This is a genomic window from Pseudorhodoferax sp. (genome assembly GCF_047601025.1).
Lineage (GTDB): Bacteria > Pseudomonadota > Gammaproteobacteria > Burkholderiales > Burkholderiaceae_C > Pseudorhodoferax.
Window position 1 is genome coordinate 3899359 of the sequence record NZ_JASGJZ010000001.1, and the last position, 17073, is coordinate 3916431.

Below are 17073 nucleotides of genomic sequence, written 5' to 3' on the forward strand. Positions count from 1 at the left end.
CGCTCTTTCCGATATTTTGGAGGAACCATAGAACGACAGCTATCAGGCGCCGAGATCGAAGAGCTGAAAGACCGATCATGTTTAGGGTTGTGGGATACCTGCCCGGCAAGCCACAGGTCGTGGGTGAGGTACGACTTGAGGGCAGGTGTCGCACAAGCCTCGAGGGAGGAAACCGCGGATTGCGTCGCTGCGGCAGTTTGCCGCGACGACCTATGGGGATTTGAGGAGTGCGGCTCGGGTTTTGGTTGGCACGTAGCAGATGCGCGCACGCCGGGGGGAGCTTTCCTTGGCAACGCCACCTGTTCGGAAGAGGCCGCGGCAGTCGATGAACCGCGTTCCGCGATGGCGTTGTAGCCGCCACGCGCGGGTGTTCCCCGCCGATGCCGGCCAGTGGCCGATCAGCGCGTCGTGCGATGCGTGCGTGCCGTTGCCGATCATGGTGGCGGAGCGCGGATGGCCATGCCGCGCATGAAGACCTGGACGACGCCCATCGGCTGGCCGCAGTGCCGGCAGATGAAGGTGGCAGCTGGAGAGGTCGACGCCGTGGCCTCACGGTCCGGTGCGATTGGCTCTGGCAGGACCTGCAGCAGCTCGCGCGCCAACGCCAGGCTGGCCTTGCGGCAACCGTTTGCCAACAACCCGTAGTGCCGAATGCGGTGCAGGCCTGTGGGCAGCACGTGCAGCAAGAAGCGACGCATGAACTCCGCCGGCTCCAGCGTCATCGTCTTGTGCCGCGTCCTGCCTTTGGTGCGGTAGTCTTTCCAACGAAACGTCACGCCGCGCTCGTCCAGCGCGAGCAGCCGGCCGTTGGAGATCGCCACCCGGTGGGTGTAGCGCGACAGGTAGGCCAGGACAGCCTGGGGTCCGGCGAACGGCCGCTTGGCGTAGACCACCCACTCGACCCTGCGCAGTGGTGCCAGCCACCGCTTGAAGGCCCGTGCGTCGGCCAAGGCGGTATGCCCGCCGAAGAACTGCAGCTTGCCGCTCGCATGCAATCGCTGCAGTTCTTCGAGAAAGCGCCGCCGGAACAGGCATGACAGCACCCGTACCGGCAGGAAGAAGCCCGGCCGGCATGCCACCCAGGCCTTGCCGTCGGCCCCCAGCCCTCCACCGGGCACGATGCCGTGCACGTGCGGATGGTGGGTCAAGGCCGAGCCCCAGGTGTGCAGCACCAGCGTCGCACCGATCCTGGCACCCAAGTGCTTCGGATCGGCGGCGATGGTCAGCAGCACTTCGGCGGCCAAGTCGAACAGCAAGCCATAGAGCACAGCCTTGTTCTGGTACGCGATGTCCGCCACCGGCGCCGGCAACGTAAACACCACGTGGTAATACTCGACCGGCAGCAGATCGGCCTGGCGGGCATTGAGCCAGCGCTGCGCCACCGCACTCTGGCACTTGGGGCAGTGCCGGTTGCGGCAGGAGTTGTAGGAGATCTGGTCGGTGCCGCAGCCTTCGCAGCGCAGCACGTGTCCTCCCAGTGCTGCGCTGCGGCACCGCTCGATGGCCGACATCACCTTGAGCTGACCCAGGCTCAGGTGGCCGCGCTGTGCGGCACGCCATGCCGGGCCATGCTGGTGAAAGACGTCGGCCACCTCCAGGGCAGGCCGTCTCACGGCTGCGCCTCAAGACGGCGGCAGCGGCTCCAGCGGGCCGATCACCTCGCGCAGCAGATCGGTGGCTACGTGGGTGTAGATCGCCGTCGTCTCAAGCCGCTTGTGGCCCAGCAGCACCTGGATCACGCGGATGTCGACCTTGCGCTCCAGCAGGTGCGTTGCAAACCCGTGGCGAAGCGAATGCGGTGACACGCGCTTGTCGATGCCGGCGGCCTCGGCGACGGCGTGCACGGCACGGTTGAGTTGGCGGGGCGTCAGCGGGTCGGTTGGGTTCAAGCCCGGGAACAGCCAGCCGCCGGGCAGCATGCGGCCCTGGGCATGGGCGATGCGCCACCAGGTGCGTAGTCGCTGCAGCAACACTGGGCTGAGCATCGCGTAGCGGTCCTTGCGTCCCTTGCCTTGCTCCACCCGCAGCGTCATGCGCTCGCCGTCCACGTCGGTGACCTTCAAGTGGACGACCTCGCTGGCGCGCAACCCGGCACCGTAGGCGACCGACAGCGCCACCTGGTGCTTGATGTTGGAGGCCGCAGCGATCAGGCGCGAGACCTCCTGCGAGCTGAACACCACCGGCAGCCTGCGTGGCAGCTTGACCGGCTGCATCCGGGCCATCAGGTCCATTCGCTCAAGCGTCACGTCGAAGAAGAACCGCAGGCCGGTCAGCGTGGCGTTCAGGGTGATAGGCGAGGTGCCCGTATCGACCAAGTGCAGTTGGAAGTTGCGCAGGTCCTCTACGGTTGCCGTGTCAGGCGAGCGGTGCAGATACGCTGCCAGCTTGCGCACGGCGCGGATGTAGGCCTCCTGCGTGCGTGGCTCCAGCTTGCGTAGGCGCATGTCTTCGAGCATGCGCTGACGCAGCGGGGTTACCGCCGCAATGATCGTGTCCATGGTTGCTGCTCCGTCGATGAGCGAGGCGGGATTGCCTCGCCGTCAACGGTGGCAGCAACGCGGCAATCAAGCGCCCACGCATCGCGCGGAGCGCCTACCGCGCGAGCGGTTTAGTCCCACGCTGCAAAGTTGTCACTGGGAAGATGACGGCTACGAGGCTTCTCCTGTCGTTCTTGAACCATTGCCCATGGCATTTTCTCTGACCGATTCCAGGTGGCTGATTGAGTGGGCGCTGATCCGGTTGCATCGTTGACACAGGAGACAAAGGAGAACAAGCTGACGGCTCTCTGAAGGAGAGTTTTCTTGCCGAACGCCATGAGACTCATCGCCGGTCGCTTGCCTCGAGTAACGCCGGATGAAGTGCGTCGATTTGTCGGCACCGTGGAGGTCCGTGATGCTGAGGCCTTTGCCGCCGAACTGGAGGTGTTCATACAGGAATGGCTGCAGCGGGTCGAATTGCCCGCGTCTCTGGAGATAGCGTTGTCCCGACAAGCAGTGGAGCATGCCTTGGTTGTCCAGGCCGCAGCCTTGAAGGCAGATACCCGCTGGACACCCGGCAGGACAGATATCCAGCGCGGCCGCGAGGCGATGCTGGAAGCCTACGGCCGGCCGCACAACCTGCCGCTGCCGGTGTTTGCCCGGCTGGCGAACAAAGTCCGCCAGCAGATCTACAAGGACATCGACGAGAGACGACTGCTGGCACTCAACGTTGGCCCCCGCGGGCGCAAACTGCCCGATTGGCAACTCGATCCGGTCAAACACCGGCTCACCCAGACGGTGCTGCAGGGCGTGCCCGAATCCGACACATGGACGCTCTATCGGGCTTTGTCCGATCCCCTCGAAGGACTGAACGGCCTCTCCCCGGTCGACGCCGTGACGGAGGATTCGATTGATGCAGTCGCCAAAGTCGTCTTCAACGTGCTGGGCGTGCATTGATGAACAATGGTGCGGAGGCGTGAAATGTCCCATCGCCCAAAAATCGAGCAAGAAACCCCAGCCCTCCAGGCATTTCTTGGACTATTGGACAAGGACATCGACGCCGGACGCCATCTCCAGCCGCTGCCGGACGACTGGCTCCAAGCCATGCAGACCTTCGCTTGCCATGGAGCCGCCCTGGATGAGGACTTTGAAGGCGATGTCGCGCTCTGACGACCGAGGCTGACGTCAGGGAAAACAGCGCCGTGTTCGGCGTTACTTATCCCATTCGGATGACGGAACGCTGGCGCATCCTTCGGCCAGCCGCACAACCCTCCACTGCCGGAGTTGCCCGGCTGGCGAACAAGTTGAGCTAGCAGATCTACAAGGATCTCGTTTTAGGTTTGAGCGCACGCTCACATCGAGGCTGTGATCGCGCGGCCCTGCTGGAGAACTCGGCAAGAACCAGGTGCCCGTATTGCCCCTGAAACGAGGTGGGTGACAGATGTTGGATTTTTAACTAAAATATCTAACAATCAAAGTCGATTCAGCCATGAGCACGTCCCAAGCCATCCGTGAACGCATCGCCTCGCAACCCGCAGGCGAGCCCTTCACCCCCGCATTGTTCGCGGGGCTGGGTTCGCGCGCGGCCATCGATCAGGCTTTGATGCGGCTGGCGAAGGCGGGCAGCGTCGAGCGCATTGGTCATGGCCTGTATCTCGTGCCCAAGGCCGGGCGGTTCGGCATCAAGGCGATGCCCGCGCCCGAACTGGTGGCGCGGACCGTGGCCGAGGCGGAAGGGGCGACGATCGAGGTTCACGGGGCAGAAGCCGCACGGCGCCTGGGACTGTCCACGCAGATGCCGGCGCAAGCGGTTTTTCAGACCACAGGTTCCTCGCACCAGCTTCGGTTGGGCAAACTGGTCGTCCGGCTACAGCACGTGGCGCCGCGCAAACTGGCGCTGGCTGGGCGGCCTGCGGGGCAGGCGCTGTCGGCCCTCTGGTACCTGGGGCGCAGCCAGGTCACACCGGACACGTTCAAGCAGATCGCGAAGAAACTGCCGGCGGGCGAGTTCGAGGCGCTGAGCGGAGCCAAGGCGTCAATGCCGGCCTGGATGGTGGAAGCCCTGGCCCGCTATGAGCGAAGCGAACCGGCCCATGCCTGAATCCACGGCGCACTACTTCGATTTGTCCCTGGCCGAGCAGGCCGAGTTGTTGCATGGCCTGGCACCGGTGCTGGGCCGCCGCGCTGAAATTCTGGAAAAAGACATCTGGCTGTGCCAGGTTCTGGGTGTCTTGTTCGCGCTGCCGATTCGCAAGCCGATGGCGTTCAAGGGTGGCACGTCGCTGTCCAAGGTCTATCAGGCCATCGAACGTTTCTCCGAGGATATCGACGTCACCATCGACTACCGGAGTCTCGTGGCCGATGTGCCTGACCTTGCAAGCCTTTCCAACACCCAGCGCAAGAAGCTGTCCGATGCGCTCAAGGTGGCTTTGGTGAAGCACGTCACCGAGGAACTGGTGCCGGCCCTGCGAGAAGCGCTGGCGCAAGCGCTCCCCGCGCATGAAGTCACCATCGAAGTCAGCGACGACGCGGAGAAGCTCTGGCTGTACTACCCGAGCGCGGTGGAGAACACGGATGCCTACCTGCGGCCGAGCGTCTTGCTCGAATTCGGTGGACGTAATGCCACGCTGCCGCAGGACACCATGACGATTGTGCCGGATGTGGCCGCCCACGTGCCGGGGCTCGCGTTCCCGACTGCCCAGGTGGCGGTGCTGTCGCCGATGCGTACATTCTGGGAGAAAGCCACGCTGATCCATGTCGAGTGCCATCGTCCTGACCTGCGCGTCGGCGCCGAGCGGCTGTCGCGACATTGGTACGATCTGGCACGCCTGGCCGATCACGAAGTGGGGCGCAGGGCACTGGCCGATACCGAGTTGCTGCGTGACGTGCTGCGCATCAAGGAGACCTTTTACCGCAGCGGGTTCAGCCACTACGAACTGTGCCAGGCAGGTGGCCTGCGGCTGATTCCCGGTGCTCCATTGCTCCATGCGTTGCAACGGGACTACCAGGCCATGCTGGATGCTCAGATGTTCTACGGCGAGACCTTGGCCTTCGATCGCATCGTCGAGCGCCTGACCGCGTTGGAGAGGGAGATCAATTGCCAAGGATGAGCCGTGGCTCGCAGCAGATAGATGGACGCTCGTTGGACGTCCTTGGAAGTCGATGGACAGCTCTGCCGTCGAGGATGCAAAATGGGGCTACAACAAAGGTCTTCGCTGCCTACCTCGGCGGAGAAAGAGCTTGGGAATCAACGACTTAGTGCCCTAGTGCATGACTCGTTTCCCGCTCCAGAATCAAAGGCCTTGCGAAGTAATTCGCAAGGCCTTTTGTCTTTGGCGCTGCCGCTTCGTCAGTCGCGTACCTGGGCAGCGCTTCCAAGGCCCAGCACTTCCATGCGCACCCGCGCGATGCCTTTGCGCAGGATGCCGAGTTCGCGTGCGGCGGCCACCGAAAGGTCACCGATGCGGCCCGCCGTCCAGGGGCCGCGGTCGTTCACGCGCACGACGACCGAGCGATGGTTCGCAGGATTGACCACGCGCACCAGCGCACCGAAGGGCAGGGTCTTGTGCGCCATGGTCATGGCTTCGGGGTCGAAGCGTTCGCCGCTGGCCGTCAACTGGCCGGCCAACTGGTGCGCGTAGTAGCTGGTCCTGCCTTCCAGGGCATGCACGGTGTCGGCCAGCCGGCTGGAGACGGAGGCCGCCGGCGATTGCGCCCACGCGCCCGTGGCGGCGGCCAGCAGCAGCGCGGCGGCGCCGATGCGGGCGCGTGCGTGCAGCTTGGTGCGGATTTCCATGCGGTGGCGTCCTCCGGGGTGACAGGTCGAGGGCGCCATTGTGACGGAGAGCCTCGGCACGCCCTGCATCGCTTCCGGAGCAGGCCGCCGGCACTGCGGATGGCGGGCCCGGCGCTTCGATGGAGGCGAGGGCTCCGCTTGGCGTCGTGTCGTCCGACAGCGCGGCATGTGTCACGATCGCCGCGATCGGTACTGTTGCCGACGCCAGAACGGGAATCCGTCACTGGCAATCCCGCCGGTTGGCGCCCATTCTTCATTCAGCCACCAGTCTGGGAGCCAACGCCATGAAGTGCATCGCTTGCGGCCGTGAAGGCCATGTCTCCGCCAGCTGCCCGCGGCAGCTGTGGCGCTGCGTCGCAGCGGCGTCGCCTGTCGAGCCGGCGCCGGTGCGCGCCGCCCCCGCGTCGCGGCGCGTGTCGCCGCCGGCGGCATGGCCGGCGCCGGGTCTGAGCTGCGACCGCAGTCGGGAGGCCTGGCTGCCGGCTTGAACCAGCAGGGCCGGCCCCGGCCCATGTTGCAAATGTCATCGGGCGCTCGCGGGCTGCAACCCGCCCGAAGCGGCGCGACGCCACAGTCTCCCCATGGGTGCGGCAGCGGTGCCGCACCGGTTCGACGGAGATGCACATGGCGACTCTCAAAGGTGGACAAGCCCGCGTGGCAGGACGCTGGGTGGCGAGCGTGGTGATGGCGCTGCCCCTGGCCTGTACGCTGGCCGTGGCGGGCCAGGCGCTCGCGCAGTCCGAACCCAGCCTCGATCAGGTCTACCAGGCTGCCCATGGCGGCCACGTGGACGATGCCTTGCAGATGATGGCCCCGGTGCTGCGCGACCATCCGCGCAGCGCCAAGGCGCACTACGTGGAGGCCGAGCTGCTGGCGCAGCAGGGCCGGCTGGGTCCCGCGCAGGCCGAGCTGGCCATGGCCGAGCGGCTGGCGCCCGGCTTGCCGTTCGTGCAGGACGCCTCGCTGCAGCACCTGCACCAGGTGCTGGACCGCCAGACTTCCGTGCCCGCGGCAGCGCTGCCGAGCCTGCCGGCTGCCAGCCCCGCGCATGGCCGCACTGCGGCCTGGGGCCTGTTGATCGCCGTGGCCTTCGGTGCCTTGCTGGGCTGGCTGCTGACCCGCGTCGGCCGTCCGCGCGCGGTGCCGCCTGCTGCGGCGACATCGATGGTCGTCTCGCCGCTCGGCGCCTCCGGGGCTGCCTGGCCACGCGCCGCCGGGCCGGTTGGCGCTGGGGCCATGCCCATGCCGGCCGGTACGGCGCTAGGCTGGGGCTCGCAGGTGCCGGCCGGTGCGACCCCGGGTTGGGGCTCGCAGGTGGCGGCCGGCGTGGCCGGCGGCCTGGCAGCGGGTGCGGCCGCCGTGGCCGGGCAGGAACTGGCGCATCGCCTGTTTTCGCACGGCACTCCGATCGGCTCGGAAACCGTCGGCGCGGCGGCGGCGCAACCCGTGGCCCCCGCGGGCTGGGCCGACGATCCCGACTTCGGCGTGCGCGACGACGGCGGCTGGAACGACGGCCGGAGCACCAGCGCGGCCGATGCCGGCGGCTGGGACGACGACCGCGACGACGGCGGCATGGGCGGCAACTGGAGCGTCTGACCGTCGCAGGAAGACCCGAGCCGCCTTACCACCGGGCCCGGCTTGTTCAACCCGCCGATGGCGTGGTCAATACAGCGTTTCGACGTGGGCGTTGAACAGGTAGCCGGCGCCGCGCTCGGTCAGGATCAGCCGTGGGTTGAACGGGTCGGGCTCGATCTTGCGGCGCAGCCGCAGCACCTGCACGTCCACGGTGCGGTCGTAGACCTCGGCGTTGTGCAGGCGCGAGAGCTGCAGCAGCTGGTCGCGGCTCAGCACGCGCTGCGGCGCGCTGCAGAAGGCGGCCAGCAGGCTGAACTCGTTGTTGCTGAGGTCGAGCTTGCGGCCATCGGCCGCGGTGAGCCTGCGCGTGCGCAGGTTGAACTCCCAGCCCTCGAAGCGGTAGGCGCGGCGCTTGTCCTCGCGCGCGGCCAGCCCGGCCTGCGCGTGGTAGCGGCGCAGCACGGCGCGGATGCGCGCCAGCAGTTCGCGCGGACTGAAGGGCTTGGTCACGTAGTCGTCGGCGCCCAGTTCCAGGCCCATCACGCGGTCGGCTTCCTCGGCCTTGCCGGTCAGCAGCACGATGGGAATGCCGGCGCGTTCGCGCAGCGCGCGGGCCAGCTGCATGCCGTCCTCGCCGGGCAGGCGCAGGTCCAGCAACACGAGGTCGATGGCCTCGCGGTCCAGCACGTCCAGCATGGCCTTGCCGCTGTCGGCTTCGGACACGCGCAGATCGTTGGCGGACAGGTACTCCCGCAGCAGCTGGCGCACGGCGACGTCGTCGTCGACCACCAGCACGTGGGGCGCGGCGACTGCGGGTGGCGGGGCGTACATGCGCTAGGCTTGTTCGGATGGACGCGCAGACTATAGCCCCGGCCCGCCCGCAGCTGCGCAGCGTGGCCGCCGTGCTGCTGCTGGAGGCGTTGATCCTCGCGGCCGTGGGCTGGGGCCTGTGGATGCTGCGCCAGCAGTCGCTCGACGGCGAGATGCGCCGGCTCGCCTCGCTGGCCGCGGCGCTGTCGGCCCAGGCCGATGCCGCGCTGGACGTGGCCGACGCGACGCTGCGCGCCACCCGCGGCGAGCTGGCCGGCGGCCTGATCGTGCCCGGCAGCGCGGGCGCCCAGGCCGTTCTGCACGCGCGCATGGCGGCGCTGCCGCAGTTCCGCGCGCTGGCGGTGCTCGATACCGCAGGCCGCGTGGTCGCCAGCTCGTGGGACGGTCCGCTGCTCGCGGCGCCGCTGGCCGGCCACGGCGAGGTGCGCGCCCCGCAGCAGGGCGCCGCGCCCGGCCTGTTCGTCGGCAGCCCGTTCACGAGCCGGCTCGATGGCCAGCCGCTGGTCGGCGTTTCCATGGACTGGCGCGCGGCCGACGGGCGCTGGCAGGGCACGGTGGTGCTGCTGGCCGACCCGGAGTTCCTGGACGGCGACTTCCGCCGCATCGCCCCCACGGCCGACACCAGCCTGGCGATCTACCGGCGCGACCACGCCCTGGTGTCCGACGGCCCGGGCGACGGCAGCGCCGACCTGCTGCCGGCCGCCGTCAGCGCCGCGCTGTGGGACGCTCCCGCGCCGCGCGTCGAGCGCCTGCCCGACGGGCGCGAGCGCCTGGTCGCCGCGCAGCCGCTGCACCGCTATCCGCTGATGGTGGTGGTCGGCCGCGACCTGCGGGCCGCGCTGGCCGACTGGGCCGAGCAGGCCTGGCTGGTGGCCGCGTTCGCGGCCTCGGCGCTGACGGTCACGCTGTTCCTGCTGGCGCGCAACCTGCGCGAGCAGCGGCTGCGGCTGGCCGCGCAGGCCCTGCTGGCGGCCGAGCAGCAGCGCGCCGCGCGCGAGCGCCGGCTGGAGGCGCTGGGCACGCTGGCCGGCGGCGTGGCCCACGACTTCAACAACATCCTGGCCTCGGTCATCGGTTATGGCGAACTGGCGCGCAGCGCCGCGCCGGACGGCTCGGACCAGGCCCGCCAGCTCGACCAGGTGCTGCAGGCCGGCCAGCGCGGGCGCGCGCTGGTCGAGCGCGTGTTGTCGTTCAGCCGCGGCGCCATGCATGTGCCGCGGCGCTTCCTGCTGCAGCCGGTGGTCCAGGAGGTGCTGGAAATGCTGCAGCCCACGCTGCCGGCCGGCGTGGCGCTGGCGCCGGCGCTGCATGCGCCCGCGGCGGTGGTCGCCGGCGATCCCACGCTGGTCTACGAGGCCGCGATGAACCTGTGCACGAACGGCGTGCAGGCCATGCCGCAGGGCGGCACGCTCGGCGTGGCGCTGGACGAGGAAGACGTGGCTGCGCCGCGCGCGCTGTACGAGTCGTGGCTCGCCGCCGGCCGCTATGCGCGGCTGCGCGTGCAGGACGCCGGCGCCGGTATCCCGCCGGAGGTCATGGACCGGCTGTTCGAGCCCTTCTTCACGACCAAGGGCCCGCGCCAGGGCACCGGCCTGGGCCTGGCCGTGGTGCACGGCGTGATGGCCGAGTTGGGCGGCGGCATCGACGTGCGCAGCGCGCCCGGGCAGGGCGCCTGCTTCACGCTGTACTTCCCCTGCGTGGACGCGCCGCCGGACGCCGGCGCGCAGGGTGATGCCGCCGCGGACGACGACGGCCTGCCGTTCGGCGAAGGCCAGGCGGTGCTGGTCGTGGACGACGAGCCGGCCCTGGTCACCCTGGCCGAGGAGATGCTGGCCAGTCTGGGCTACGAGCCTTTCGGCCTGAGCTCCAGTACCGAGGCACTGGAGCGCGTGCGCCGGGAGCCCGCGCGCTTCGACCTCGTGCTGACCGACGAGCGCATGCCCGGCCTCGCCGGCACCGCGCTGGCCGAGGCGCTGCGGCGCATCCGTCCTGGGCTGCCCGTCGTGCTGGCCAGCGGCTACGGCGGGCCGGACCTGGAGCAGCGCGCCGCCGCGGCCGGCATACGCGTGCTGCTGAAGAAGCCGCTGGTCCGCGCCGAACTGGCACGGGCCGTCGCCCAGGCCTTGCTGCAGGCGCAGGGCCCGGGCGGCGCCGGCTGACTCGGCGCCCGGGCCGGTCCGGCGGCCGCAGGTTGCAACTGAAACCTGCGGCGTCCGCGCCGTAGCGCACGGGCAATGTGCCGCGGCCACCATGGCGCCATCCGCTGCACGAGGACCGCTGCGGCGGACACCGGAAACCCCGGGGTCACTGCAATTCCAGGAGGACACCATGACCAACCGTTTCACCGCCCAATCCACGCTGGTCGACGCGCTGCTCGGCGCGGGCAGCTACGGCAGCCGCCGGCACGATGCGCCGCCCCGTGACGACGACGCGCCCGCCCGCGCTGCGTTGCAGGCCCAGGCGGAGGACGACTTGCGCCTCGCGCAGGTCGAGCTGTACTGCGACCACGACGCCCGGGCGCTGATCGCGATCCACCATGCGATGCAGATGCTGGAAGCCAGCCGCGACGAGACCATGCAGTCCGAGCTGGCCGCGCTCGGTGCCGCAGCCTGGCACGTGCGCCGCCACGACAGCCTGACGGCCGCTGCGATGCTGGAGCGCTCGCGCGCACGGCTGCACGGCTAGCGGCCTGCCCGGCAGCGGCGCCGTCGCGTGCGGGTGCCGGTGCAGAGGGCGGTGATGGCGCAGGCCGGGGTACGGTGCCAGCACTGTACAGTGCGGCCCGCTCTCCCCGGAAACCACGCGCCGCGCATGTCCAACCCCCTCCCGCCATCGGCCGCCGCCCCGGGCGTGGCCGCCCAGGCCCGCCGTGCCGCGCCGTGGATGGCCGGCTGGTTGGGGCTGATGCTGGTCGTCGCGGTGGCCGGCCGCCAGGCCACGCGCGAGCTGGACGTGTTCCAGATCATGGAGATGCGCTCGCTGGCAGGCCTGCTGCTGCTGGTACCGTTGGTGCGCGCCGCCGGAGGGCTGCAGGCGCTGCAGACGCGCCACCTGGCACGCCACGTGGTGCGCAATCTCGTGCACTACGGCGCGCAGTACGGCTGGTTCCTGGCGCTGACGCTGATTCCGCTGGGCCAGGTCGTGGCGCTGGAGTTCACGATGCCGATCTGGACGGTGCTGCTGGCCGCGCTGTTCCTGGGCGAGCGGCTGCACCGCTGGAAGCTGGCCGCCGTCCTGATGGGCGCCGTCGGCGTGGCCATGATCGCGCGGCCCCAGGGGGCCGGCATGGGGGCGGGGCAGGCGATCGCGCTGGCGGCGGCGCTGGGCTTCGCGGTGTCGGTGATCCTGGTGAAATCGATGGCGCGCACCGAGCATGCCGTGACCATCATGTTCTGGATGCTGGTCGTGCAGTCCGTGCTGGGGCTGTGGCCGGCGCTGTCGGCATGGCGCTGGCCGACCGCGGCGGGCTGGGGCTGGGTCGCCATGGTCGCGGTGGCCGGCACCTATGCCCACTACTGCCTGGCCAGCGCGATGCGGCATGCGGACGCGACCGTGGTCGTGCCGATGGATTTCCTGCGCGTGCCGCTGTCGGCGCTGGCCGGCTGGCTGTTCTATGCCGAGCGCATCGACCTGGTGATGGCGCTGGGAACCGCGTTGATCCTGCTCGGGAACCTGCTGAATCTCACGCGGGCGCCGCGTTCCTAGTGCAGGTGGCGCGGCCGGCGGCCGCCGGAGCCGTGGCCACCTGAACCCGGCCCGCGCGAAGGCTTGCCCAGGTCCAGCGAGTTGGTCAGCGCGTCGAAGCGCTGCGTGAACAGCTTGTCGATCTCGGCCACGACGCCCGACAGCTCGCTGGCGTCGAAGTGCCGCTCCATCGTGTGGATCACGTCCTGCACCAGCAGGTCGCGCTGCACCTGCATGATGGCCGCCGGGTTCGGGCCGACGAACAGCATCACGAAGTCGTCGCGCGCTTCCTCGTCCTCGGGGCCGTCCTCGTCCTCGTCGTACTCGGCGTCGTAGAAGCTGACCTCGATGGCCGCGCCCTGCTCGGACAGTTCGTTCAGGCTCATGCACATCTCGTCCAGCGCCTGCTTGAAGTCCTCGTCGCCGGCCACGGTCCAGCACATGTCGAGCAGGTGCTCGGCCGGCTCGAAGCGGATGCCGGGCTCCTCCTCGTAGGCGCTGGCCGCGGCCGCGGCCAGCGAGCGGGCGCCGGCGTATTTCCACAGGGGTTTCAGCGCCTCCTGGATCTGCTCGTAGGTCACATCCGCGCGCAGTGGCACCTGGCCGTGGACGTGGATCTCGAAGGGGGCGTTGTAGCTTGGCATGGAACGATGGTAGCGGGTGCAGGAGGGATGCGCCAATGCGGCGCGGCGGCTGCCGTGGATGGTGCCCAGAACCGGGATCGAACCGGTACGTCCCCTCGCGGGAAAACCGGGGATTTTAGTCGGCCGCGCGTGCTACACCTTCCTGCCCATGGGCACGGCCGGGCCGGGCCACACATCGCGGCAGGACAGCACCGGCTCCTTCGAACTGCCGCCCAGCCGGGTGAAGGCGCCGTACGCGCCTGGATGCTCGGCGTGGCGCCGAGTGCGCCGATGGTCGTCAGATCACCTCATGATCGCCATGCCTTGTATGGCTGCAAGAGCATTCTGGATGGGCGCTGGAGCCCAGTTTGACGCATGCAACCGGCGCGGCCGCGGCGGTTGCCGTAGGCGGGACTCGCCGTTCGTCATCCTGGCGCCTGCCTTGCAGGCATCGGATGCGTTCAGGACATCAGCTCTTTGCGCAGCAGCGCGCAGGCCGATGGAACCGGCTCGACGATGACGCCGATGCCCAATTCCGCCAGCCGGCGGGCGGTTTCACTCAGCGGGCCGCCGCCGATGATCACGGCTTCGGCTCCCTTGCCGACGCATTCCTGAACGGCATCCCGAAGCTCTTCGAACTGCCGTTCGGGGTCGGCGGCCAGCACCGTCGGTTCGGATCGGGTCACGCAGACGCCGACGAAGCGCGCGCTTCCCCGGGCTGACTCCACCATCGCGTTGATCGGCGGCACCAGTCCCGGGGTACTGGTGGCGATCCCGAACGTGCGGCCACCGGCCGAGGCCGCCAGGATGGACGCCCTGCCGATGCCGACCACCGGAATGTCCAGCAGGTCTTCGAGGATGTCGCGCCCCGGGTCGCCATAGGCGGCGACCATCAGGCCGGCGATCCCGGCATCCTCCTGCAGGACGCGCAGCGCGGCCGCGACGACGTAGCGGCGCGACTGCCGCAGGGCGGTCTCCTCGACGATCATCCGGGGGCCCCCCGCCGCCGTGGCCCCGACCACCTCGAACTCGGGCAGTTCGGCCTGCGCGAGCCGGCACATCATCTGCGTGGTCGCCTCGTTCGAATTGGGATTGACGAGCAGTACGCGCTTCTTGCTCATCGCGCAGCCTCCGGCACTTCATCCTCTTCCTCCAGCGGCTGCCCGAGCGTTTCCCGGATCAACTGGATGACGAGGCCGATGACGAGGAACAGGCAGGCCAGCATGCCGAACATCGAAGCCAGCCCGTAGGCATCGAAGATCTTGCCGGCAATCATCGGGAACAGGCCGCCGGAAAGCGACCCGACCGCCAGAATGAAAGCGGTGCCGAAGCCGCGGATGCGGGTGGGGTAGTTCTCGGGGGCGAATACCCAGATGGTGGTGTTGCAGATGATGACCGCGAAGTTGAATATCCAGCCGCAGACGATGATCATGCCGATGGTCGATCCGCCGATGGCGCCGAGCACCCCCGCGGCGGCCAGACCGATCACCGCCGCGATGCTCAGCGTGACCTTGCGGGGCAGGCGGCGTGCGAAGAACGCTGCCGTCAAGGCGCCCACCAGCGAGCCCGACTGCATCACCAGCGTGTACCACAGCGAAGTGTTCACCGTGTAGCCCGACGCCACGAGGATGGTCGTCATCAGGGTGAGCACCGAGAACTGGGCGGCGTAGGAGCAGGCTACACCGATGGCCAGCACGATGGTGCGCCGCAGGTACTTGCCACGGAAGATGTCCATGCGCGTGCCCTCCAGCCCGGGCGCCAGCGCGGGCACCATGGCCCGATGGTTGGCCTGCGTGGCATCGGGCTTGGTGATGTATTCGGTCACCTCCACGTGTTTTTGCGTCAGGTTGCCGGTGGCCAGGCGGGAGATGACCTCGTTCGCCTCGTGGATCTTGCCCTGCTGCGCCAGGAAGCGCGGCGTCTCCGGCACCCAGCGGCGAAAGAAGATCACCAGCAGCGCAGGAATGAACAGCAGCCCGAATACCCAGCGCCAGCGGTCGTCCCCCGGAAAGAGGGTGAAGACCAGGATGCCGAAGGCCGGCGCCAGCATGTTGCCGAAACCGGCCGCCGTCACGTTGATGAGGGCCACTGCCGTGCCGCGCTGCTTGGCCCCGAAGTACTCGGAGGCCATGACGACCGCCACCGCGATTTCACCGCCCAGTCCGAAACCGACGATGCCGCGGCCAACCGCCAGCATCGCGTAGTTGGGCGCGAGCGCGCACAGCAGGGACCCCCCCGCGAAGATCAGCAGGTTGACGATCAGCAGCGTGCGGCGGCCATAGCGGTCGGCGATGGCGCCCGTGAGCAGGCGGCCGAGTGCCACCATGGTGAAAGTGACCGTGTTCAGGAACCCGATGTCGCCGGTGGTCAGCCCCCAGAATTTCCGCAGCACCGGGCCCGTGATGCCCACCGCGTTCTGCTCGAGGGAGTCGAAGAAGACCCCCAGCAGGAGCATGGCCAGGATGTAGTAGTGAGCCTTGTTGAGCTTGATGCCCGAGTAGGCTTTCTCGATCTGCTCCGCAAGAGGCGCTCTCGCGGAATTCGACGAAGCCGGGTTCGCAAGACCCACGGCCTGTGCACTCTGCTGATCACGGGACATGTGCTCTCTCCATTGCAAATGATTGGTCTGGCCGCCATGCTGCCCCGGATCTTCGGGGAGCCAGCCTTCCAAGGGGATTTCAAATCGCGATCATCTGATTTCTCCACCCGAAATGAGGGTAGCAGAGACGACGCGAATTGCCCACCGGGCCCGTTCCTTATTCGCTCCAGGGCCGCCCCGGGGCACACCGGCTCCCGGGCAGCCCTCCGTGGGAGACGGAGCGCCGTGATCTGACGCCGTTCGTGCCTCGGCCGGGGCGCGACCCGGCCTCGCCACGGCAGGCGAGAAGGCGGAAACCGCCAGCACGACCACCGCATCGTCATCGCCGGGCGCGACGGCGAGCAGGACACGGTGAGCCAGTTCGGCCAGGAGGTGACGAGGCGCGATCCCAACATGCAGTCCACCTTGACGGCACGGCCGGGCCCTTGCCGGTTCGCATCATCGTCAACCGGGATCTGGTGCTGCGGCCGTACCAGCCGCTGCTCTTCCAGCGGGGAGCTTCGCAATGAGCACGGCCAAGAGACTGCGTCTCGGGCCGCTGCCCAAGACTGAGCGCGTCAAGCTGACCTTGGGCTGTCCGGCCCGTCTGAAAGCCGACCTCGACCGCTACGCCACGCCGCACGCGCAGACCTACGGCGAGACGGTCGATGCGGCGACGCTGATCCCGCATATGCCGGAGGCGTGCATGGCGGGGGATCGGGGATTCCAGCGCACGTGGTGGGCCAAGAACGGAAAAGCCGTCCCAGCGTGAGCCGGGACGGCTTTGGATTGGTGCCCGAGGCCGGAATCGAACCGGCACGCCTTTCGGCGAGGGATTTTCTTCCCACTTCGGCTTTCGCCGCCGCCCTGCTCGACGCAGGGCGTTCGTGGTCTGGAGCACGCCTTCACCATGGCCTTGCGGCCGCAGGTGCCCGCCGTCTGCTCTCTACACCTTCCCAAGCTGTTGCTCGGGCTTGGCTCGGCGTTGGCTCGGATGCCGAAGCATCCAGGGCTTTCGCCGAGTTTGACGGGCTTCACTTCGGACGTTTCCCTCCGAAGGCTCAAATTGTTCAAGTCCCTTGTGTCTACCGATTTCACCACTCGGGCGGAGGGCTCACCGCACTGAAAACACCGACCTCCATCTACGGGCGCCTCGCTGGCTTCTGGCCGTCAAGCCGAGCTGCGAGGCCGTTCCGGGGATGTCTGCGAACCGCTTTCACGGTCGAACTTCCGGTCCGGTGGTCAAGCAGAAAAGCCTTGACGAAAGAAACTATTCTAAGTTCGCCGTGTCTGCCATTCTCACCGTCGGGGCGCCGCGGTGGCGGCGCCTTGCCGGGCGGTTTGGGCAAGAAGAAGCCCCTGCCGCACGGGGGCTGCAGGGGCTTGCAAGGTCTGGAGGCGCGATCCGGAGTCGAACCGGACTAGACGGATTTGCAATCCGTTGCATAACCGCTTTGCTATCGCGCCGAAAGCCCGCCATTCTATACCACGCCCAGGCGTGCGGACCAG

17 protein-coding genes, 1 tRNA gene and 1 pseudogene are annotated in these 17073 nt (G+C 68.4%); 11 read left to right on the forward strand and 8 right to left on the reverse strand.

Annotated features, from left to right (window positions below; translation table 11 throughout):
* Positions 1-434: 434 nt before the first annotated feature.
* Both QM782_RS18235 and QM782_RS18240 read right to left on the reverse strand, forming a co-directional pair.
* The gene (locus QM782_RS18235) at positions 435-1613 is read right to left on the reverse strand and encodes an IS91 family transposase (RefSeq protein ID WP_415204307.1); all 1179 of its coding nucleotides are present in this window, start codon (positions 1611-1613) and stop codon (positions 435-437) included.
* Positions 1614-1622: 9 nt separating this feature from the next.
* The gene (locus QM782_RS18240) at positions 1623-2498 is read right to left on the reverse strand and encodes a tyrosine-type recombinase/integrase (protein ID WP_415204308.1); all 876 of its coding nucleotides are present in this window, start codon (positions 2496-2498) and stop codon (positions 1623-1625) included.
* Between QM782_RS18240 and QM782_RS18245 the strand changes: the two genes are divergently transcribed.
* The 5 genes from QM782_RS18245 to QM782_RS18265 all read left to right on the forward strand — a co-directional run bounded on the left by QM782_RS18245 (position 2497) and on the right by QM782_RS18265 (position 5587).
* Positions 2497-2751 (forward strand): hypothetical protein, encoded by a 255-nt coding sequence (locus QM782_RS18245; protein WP_415204309.1) that lies wholly within the window; start codon positions 2497-2499, stop codon positions 2749-2751. The two genes, QM782_RS18240 and QM782_RS18245, sit on opposite strands and share 2 nt — an antisense overlap.
* A 50-nt stretch (positions 2752-2801) precedes the next feature.
* On the forward strand, positions 2802-3434 hold the full coding sequence (locus QM782_RS18250; protein WP_415204310.1) for an integrase: 633 nt from the start codon (positions 2802-2804) through the stop codon (positions 3432-3434).
* A 24-nt stretch (positions 3435-3458) separates the two neighbouring features.
* Positions 3459-3647: a hypothetical protein gene (locus tag QM782_RS18255; protein ID WP_415204311.1), complete on the forward strand. Its 189-nt coding sequence runs from the start codon at positions 3459-3461 to the stop codon at positions 3645-3647.
* A 319-nt stretch (positions 3648-3966) separates the two neighbouring features.
* Positions 3967-4578 carry a DUF6088 family protein gene (locus QM782_RS18260; RefSeq protein WP_415204312.1) on the forward strand — a complete coding sequence of 204 codons (612 nt, stop codon included), beginning with the start codon at positions 3967-3969 and terminating at the stop codon, positions 4576-4578.
* Positions 4571-5587 (forward strand): nucleotidyl transferase AbiEii/AbiGii toxin family protein, encoded by a 1017-nt coding sequence (locus QM782_RS18265; protein WP_415204313.1) that lies wholly within the window; start codon positions 4571-4573, stop codon positions 5585-5587. The genes QM782_RS18260 and QM782_RS18265 overlap by 8 nt, the downstream gene beginning before the upstream one ends.
* Positions 5588-5826: 239 nt before the next feature.
* Here QM782_RS18265 and QM782_RS18270 read toward each other — a convergent pair whose 3' ends face one another.
* Positions 5827-6273, reverse strand: a complete 447-nt coding sequence (locus QM782_RS18270; protein WP_415204314.1) for a septal ring lytic transglycosylase RlpA family protein — start codon at positions 6271-6273, stop codon at positions 5827-5829.
* A gap of 624 nt (positions 6274-6897) precedes the next feature.
* Here QM782_RS18270 and QM782_RS18275 point away from each other — a divergent pair.
* A complete protein-coding gene (locus QM782_RS18275; RefSeq protein ID WP_415204315.1) occupies positions 6898-7869 on the forward strand; it encodes a hypothetical protein in 972 nt (323 codons plus the stop codon).
* A gap of 66 nt (positions 7870-7935) precedes the next feature.
* Here the strand turns inward: QM782_RS18275 and QM782_RS18280 are convergent, their stop codons facing one another.
* Complete coding sequence (locus QM782_RS18280) at positions 7936-8679, reverse strand: response regulator (protein WP_415204316.1); 744 nt, start codon at positions 8677-8679, stop codon at positions 7936-7938.
* 17 nt (positions 8680-8696) lie between these two features.
* Here QM782_RS18280 and QM782_RS18285 point away from each other — a divergent pair, with 17 nt between their 5' ends.
* The 3 genes from QM782_RS18285 (at position 8697) to QM782_RS18295 (ending at position 12384) form a co-directional block, all read left to right on the forward strand.
* Positions 8697-10838, forward strand: a complete 2142-nt coding sequence (locus QM782_RS18285) for an ATP-binding protein (protein WP_415204317.1) — start codon at positions 8697-8699, stop codon at positions 10836-10838.
* Between the two features lie 169 nt (positions 10839-11007).
* On the forward strand, positions 11008-11364 hold the full coding sequence (locus tag QM782_RS18290; RefSeq protein WP_415204318.1) for a hypothetical protein: 357 nt from the start codon (positions 11008-11010) through the stop codon (positions 11362-11364).
* Between the two features lie 126 nt (positions 11365-11490).
* On the forward strand, positions 11491-12384 hold the full coding sequence (locus QM782_RS18295; RefSeq protein WP_415204319.1) for a DMT family transporter: 894 nt from the start codon (positions 11491-11493) through the stop codon (positions 12382-12384).
* On the opposite strand, the gene QM782_RS18300 is transcribed toward QM782_RS18295, so the two are convergent.
* From QM782_RS18300 to QM782_RS18310, 3 genes are all read right to left on the reverse strand, one after another.
* The gene (locus tag QM782_RS18300) at positions 12381-13007 is read right to left on the reverse strand and encodes a DUF6806 family protein (RefSeq protein ID WP_415204320.1); all 627 of its coding nucleotides are present in this window, start codon (positions 13005-13007) and stop codon (positions 12381-12383) included. The genes QM782_RS18295 and QM782_RS18300 overlap by 4 nt on opposite strands.
* Before the next feature lie 440 nt (positions 13008-13447).
* A complete protein-coding gene (locus QM782_RS18305; RefSeq protein ID WP_415204321.1) occupies positions 13448-14107 on the reverse strand; it encodes an aspartate/glutamate racemase family protein in 660 nt (219 codons plus the stop codon).
* Positions 14104-15585 carry an MFS transporter gene (locus QM782_RS18310; RefSeq protein WP_415204322.1) on the reverse strand — a complete coding sequence of 494 codons (1482 nt, stop codon included), beginning with the start codon at positions 15583-15585 and terminating at the stop codon, positions 14104-14106. The genes QM782_RS18305 and QM782_RS18310 overlap by 4 nt, the downstream gene beginning before the upstream one ends.
* 294 nt (positions 15586-15879) lie before the next feature.
* Here QM782_RS18310 and QM782_RS18315 point away from each other — a divergent pair.
* Together QM782_RS18315 and QM782_RS18320 are read left to right on the forward strand one after the other, a co-directional pair.
* A pseudogene (locus QM782_RS18315) lies at positions 15880-16094 on the forward strand (conjugal transfer protein TrbI); the annotation flags it as partial.
* Positions 16091-16336 carry a DUF2274 domain-containing protein gene (locus QM782_RS18320; RefSeq protein WP_415204323.1) on the forward strand — a complete coding sequence of 82 codons (246 nt, stop codon included), beginning with the start codon at positions 16091-16093 and terminating at the stop codon, positions 16334-16336. The pseudogene QM782_RS18315 and the gene QM782_RS18320, both read left to right, overlap by 4 nt.
* Positions 16337-16957: 621 nt before the next feature.
* Here QM782_RS18320 and QM782_RS18325 read toward each other — a convergent pair.
* Positions 16958-17031, reverse strand: a tRNA-Cys gene (locus tag QM782_RS18325).
* Positions 17032-17073: the final 42 nt, after the last annotated feature.